General features: G+C 68.8%; 4 protein-coding genes. All 4 read right to left on the bottom strand.

What is annotated here, in order from left to right; genetic code table 11:
* Positions 1 to 161: 161 nt before the first annotated feature.
* Positions 162 to 1,151: an amidohydrolase family protein gene (locus ACRDUX_RS16105; RefSeq protein WP_526415016.1), complete on the bottom strand. Its 990-nt coding sequence runs from the start codon at positions 1,149 to 1,151 to the stop codon at positions 162 to 164.
* A gap of 28 nt (positions 1,152 to 1,179) precedes the next feature.
* The gene (locus tag ACRDUX_RS16100; protein WP_526415015.1) at positions 1,180 to 2,109 is read right to left on the bottom strand and encodes an SAM-dependent methyltransferase; all 930 of its coding nucleotides are present in this window, start codon (positions 2,107 to 2,109) and stop codon (positions 1,180 to 1,182) included.
* A 95-nt stretch (positions 2,110 to 2,204) separates the two neighbouring features.
* The gene (locus tag ACRDUX_RS16095; RefSeq protein WP_526415014.1) at positions 2,205 to 3,440 is read right to left on the bottom strand and encodes an MFS transporter; all 1,236 of its coding nucleotides are present in this window, start codon (positions 3,438 to 3,440) and stop codon (positions 2,205 to 2,207) included.
* Positions 3,437 to 4,636 (bottom strand): serine hydrolase domain-containing protein, encoded by a 1,200-nt coding sequence (locus ACRDUX_RS16090; protein ID WP_526415013.1) that lies wholly within the window; start codon positions 4,634 to 4,636, stop codon positions 3,437 to 3,439. The genes ACRDUX_RS16095 and ACRDUX_RS16090 overlap by 4 nt, the downstream gene beginning before the upstream one ends.
* Positions 4,637 to 4,717: the final 81 nt, after the last annotated feature.

Genomic DNA, 4,717 nt, shown 5'->3' with positions numbered 1-4,717 from the left:
CCGGGGGCGAGGTCGCCGACATCGTCACGAAGATCATGCATTCGCCGAAGGAGTACGTCGCCCTGCTCAAGAAGGCGTACGGCACGACCGCGCAGTGAATGGCGAGAAGTCGGGACCGGTGACGAGGGCGGGATGGCGTGGCGCTTTGAAGCCACCCGCCGTCAGCGCCGGATCCCGGCCCGCAGCCGCTCCCAGTTGCCCGACGCGATCGCCTCGCGTTGCGCGTCGGTGACGTCGGCGTCCTCGAGGAACCTTCGCGCCACCCCACCGCCGGTGGGGACGAAGGGATAGTCGGCGGCGAACATGATCCGTTCCGCGCCGACGACTTCCAGCGCCCATCGCAGGTATCGCTGGCTGAAGACGCCGCCTGGGGTGAGGTGGACGTTGGAGGTGACGTACTCGGTGATGCTTTTCTGCAGCCCGGCGACGGGAGTCATCCGGTCGATTCTCTCCAGGTAGAACGGCACCATTTCGCCCCAGTGACCCATGATCACCTGCAGTCCGGGGAACCTGTCGAAGACTCCGGCCAGGATCAGGCGCAGCAGCTGCACTCCCGCGTCGTAGTGCCAGCCGACGCCGTGGGTCGCGAACGCCGCGTCGACGACGTCGCCGAAGCCGTTGTAGTACCCGGCGCGTACTCCGGCCGGCGGCGACTGTGGGTGCAGGTACAGCGGGGCGCCGAGCGCTTCGGCCGCCTCGAACAGCGGCCAGAAGTCGGTGTGGTCGATGCTCTTGTCGCGCACGCGACTGAAGATCAGCGCACCGTCGAAGTCGAGGTCCTTCACCGCGCGCTGCAGTTCCGTCGCCGCGGCGTTCGGGTCCTGTAGCGCCAGCGTTGCGAATCCGCGCAGGCGGTCGGGCTTTTCACGCACCGCGTCGGCGAGGGTGTCGTTGCACGAGCTCTGCAATGAGACGCCTGCGGCCGCGTCCAGGTTCCACAGACCCGGTGTGGTCAGCGACAGCACCTGGGTGTCGATACCCGCGTCGTCCATCACCGCAAGGCGTTCCCCCCCAAGGGCCAGGAGTCTGCGGCCGGTGTCACCGCCCGCCGACCCGGCCGTCGCGGGGTCCTGCCACCGCGCGTCGAGCGAGTTCCACGCGTCGACGACCCCGGGCGTGACGTAGTGCTCCTCCAGTCCAACGACTTTCACGATTCCTCCTAGATGTCGACCGGGGCGGCTACTTCAGTCGTCGCCCTGATATCAATGTGCTTGGTACGGAGCCGTTCTCATCCGTGTCGGCAGTGCCCCGGCCGTAGTGAGCGACCGCCTCCGGCACCGTCGTCGCCGATGCCTCCCAGCCGTGCTCGGCGAGCCACTCGGTGACGTCGGTGCGTTTCTCGGCGTACGACAACTCGTCGACGTTGGGGGGCGGGATCGCGACCCGCGTGCCCAGCGCGTCCCGAAGCCGCTGGGTCAGCTCCCGTTCGCGCGCCAGACGTTTCGGATCCAGCGCATCGTCGGTGGGCGCATTGACGACGATCCGGCTCCCGGGGGCGCTCATCGAGTGGATGCGCTCGAAGAGCACATCCTGGGCGTGAGCAGGCAGATACCGCAACAGCCCTTCGACCGACCAGGCCGTCGGCGCCTGCGGATCGAAGCCGTTCTGCCGCAGCGCCATCGGCCAATCGTGGCGCAGGTCGACGGGCACCTCGATCCGTTCGACCGTCGGCGCGGCGCCGTGCTCGCGCAGCGTCGAGGACTTGAAGTCGAGCACCTTGGGCTGGTCGAGTTCGTACACGCGGGTGCCGTCGGGCCAGGCCAGGCGCCACGCCCTGGCGTCGAGACCCGACGCCAGGATCACCACCTGACGGATTCCCGCATCGGCCGCCGCGGCGAAGAAGTCGTCGATGTAGGCCGTACGGGCGGCGACGAAGTCCTGCAACGCCTGCATCCGCTCCCCCAGTTCGGGATCCACGCCGGCCGCCGCCGAGCGATCGAACAAGCTCCACATCCCCTCACCGGCGGCGTCGAGGAAGACGCGGGCGAAGGGGTCGCGAAACAGGGGTCGGGCACCTTCGGTTTCGGCAGCACGCGCGGCCGCCACGGTCAGAGCCGTGGCTCCCACGCTCTCGGTGATGTCCCAGGTGTCGTCATCAGTTCGCGTCATCGTGGCCCTTCCCGCGATCGGTGGTCCCATCGTTTTCGGACGGTACGCCCGCTGTCTGTGACCCTCCTAGCACTCACACAGAAGAGCGGCTGACATCAGTCCCCAGAACGGAATGCGTCACGGCCCGCGAGCACGCCAACCATCGTGACGCCGAACAGGACCGCCGTCGTGGTCACGACCGCCGCGACGCCGACGTGCTCGTAGACCAGTCCTCCGACGACCGACCCCGACAGGATGCCGACCTGGAACGCGGTCACGTAGAGCGCCGACGCTCGAGCCGCCTCTTCCGGTGAGGTGCGGATGGCGGCCGACTGTAGCATCGGCGGCAGGACCGCGGAGGCCGCGCCCCAGACCACGATCGCGCCGATGCCAAGAACCGCCCCGGCGGCGCCGGTGTCGAGCACCGACAGTGCGCTCAACAGCCAGAACGTCAGGCCGAGAACGCCCACGCAGCCTGCCACGGCCGCGAGAAGCCGACGATCCGTCGCGCGTGCCATCGCCGCAAGTGCCACCAGGCCAGCCACCCCGTAACCGACAAGCACCCAGGCCTGCGGCCCAGTCCCGACGCCGACGACGTTCCTGATGATCGGGACGATGAACGTGTACGAGACGAAGTGGGCCGTCACCCCGATCAACGTCAGCACGCACAGCACCAGCAGTCGTCCGTTGCGGTAGGGCAGCGCTTTTCGAGGCGCGCTGACGACGACGTCGCTGACGGCCATGGCGGGCAACACCATTCGAGCCACCAGCGTGACGGCGCCCGCGGCGACCGCCAGCGCGGCGACGGTGGGCCGCCATCCCCACTCCTGACTCATCGCGCTGGTGAGTGGGATGCCGACCACCAGCGCGGCCGCCGACCCGACGTACACCGCCGTCGTCGCCCGGCCGACGTGCGTCGCCGGGACCAGGCGGGCCCCGATCGGCACGATGATCGCCCACATCAGCCCGTGGGTGAGCGCGCACAGCACCCGGCTGGCCGCAAGCCACCCCAACCCCGGCGCAACGGCCGAGAGCGCCTGCGCGACGGTCAGGCACGCCAGGGTCAGGACGAAGACGCGGCGCCTTGGCCACCGAGCCGTCCACCGGACCAGTGGCACGGTGACCACGATGCTGATGAAGGCGTAAGCGGCGGTGAGCATTCCGACCCGGGCCTCGCCGACGTGCAGATCCGCCGCGATCGCGGGCATGGCGCCGATGGGAGCCATCTCGGCGACGGCGTACACGTACGCGGCGACCGAAAGGACCGCCAGCTGCACGACGACGCGCGGGGTCCACCTGTACTGGTCAACCGGCGCGGGTATGGCCGCGTCGTCGAGGAGCGTCAGCCTCATGCCGCCTTGACGTCCAGGGCCGCGTAGATCTGATCCGAAAGGGCGACGCTGCGCGGGTCGGCGTTCGCCTTGGTCGCGTCGAACTTGTTCATCACGTAGGCGTAGCCGATGCGGTGTTCGAGATCGGCGAACGCGTATGAGCCGCCGGAACCACCGTGGCCGAAGATCCGCGGGTTGGGGCCCGCGATGCAGCGCTGGTTGAGCATGTAGCCAAGGCCCCAGCCGTGATCGGCGACGCGTGGTCCCAGCACCACGTCGGTCGCCGTGCCACCCTGGGATTCCCGGCAGAGGTTCATCAGGTCCAGGCTGAGCAGCTTCTCCTGGGCGATCGCGTTGTAGAACGTGGCCATGCCGAGCGCGGATACGTGGGCGTTGGTCGAGGGGAACTCCGCCGAGCGCCAACGGTCGATCGTCTGCGAGCCCAGTGCGTCGTCGGGGATGAAGCTCATGGCGACGGCCAGCCCCGCCTTGCTGTGCTCGGACAGCGACGTCGGATCCTCGGGTGCGCCCCCTTCGGCAAGGACGTCGCGAATGTGTGGCTTGCCGATCATGTCCGCGCAGCGGGCGTGTTCGTGAGCGGGCAACCCGATGAACAGGTCCGCCGACAGCGGCCCGGCGATGTGCTCGCGCAGGAAGGCGCCGACGGTGTGGCCGGTCACGCGGCGCAGCAGCTCGCCGAGGATGAATCCGAAGGTGACCATGTGGTAGCCCTGAGCCGTCCCGGGAGTCCACCAGGGTTCTGCCGCAGCGAGTTTCGCGCAGACGCGGTCCCAGTCCAACACCTCGTCGGGTTCGAGACGGCGCTGCGGGCCGATGACCCCGGAGCGGTGGGCCATCACCATGGCGACGGTGATGGCGCCCTTGCCCGCCTGCGCGAACTCCGGCCAGTACGCGGCGACGGGCTGGTGCAGGTCGATCTGTCCGCGTTCGGCCAGCAGGTGGATGCACGTGGCGGTCAGGCCCTTGGACCCCGAGAAGACACTGGCCAAGGTGTCCTGCCGCCATGGCCGCTCACCGGCGGCATCCTGCGATCCGCCCCACAGGTCGACGACGAGTTCGCCGTCGGCCCACGCCGCCACTGCGGCGCCGATCTCACCGCGGTCGGTGAAGTTGTGTGCGAACTGCTCGCGGACCGCCTCGAATTCGGGCGCGCAGAACCCAGCGATCGAGACGTCTGAGGTTGACTGGCGACACACCCGTTCATTCCACCGGTCAATCCTGTGAATCCGGGGGGTGATCTGGTATTGGTTCGCTCGCGGGACCGGACTGTTATGCAA

It is taken from the genome of Mycobacterium sp. (genome assembly GCF_050701675.1).
GTDB lineage: Bacteria > Actinomycetota > Actinomycetes > Mycobacteriales > Mycobacteriaceae > Mycobacterium.
Note: the sequence above shows the minus strand (reverse complement) of the source record. Positions and strands in the feature narration are given on the sequence as shown.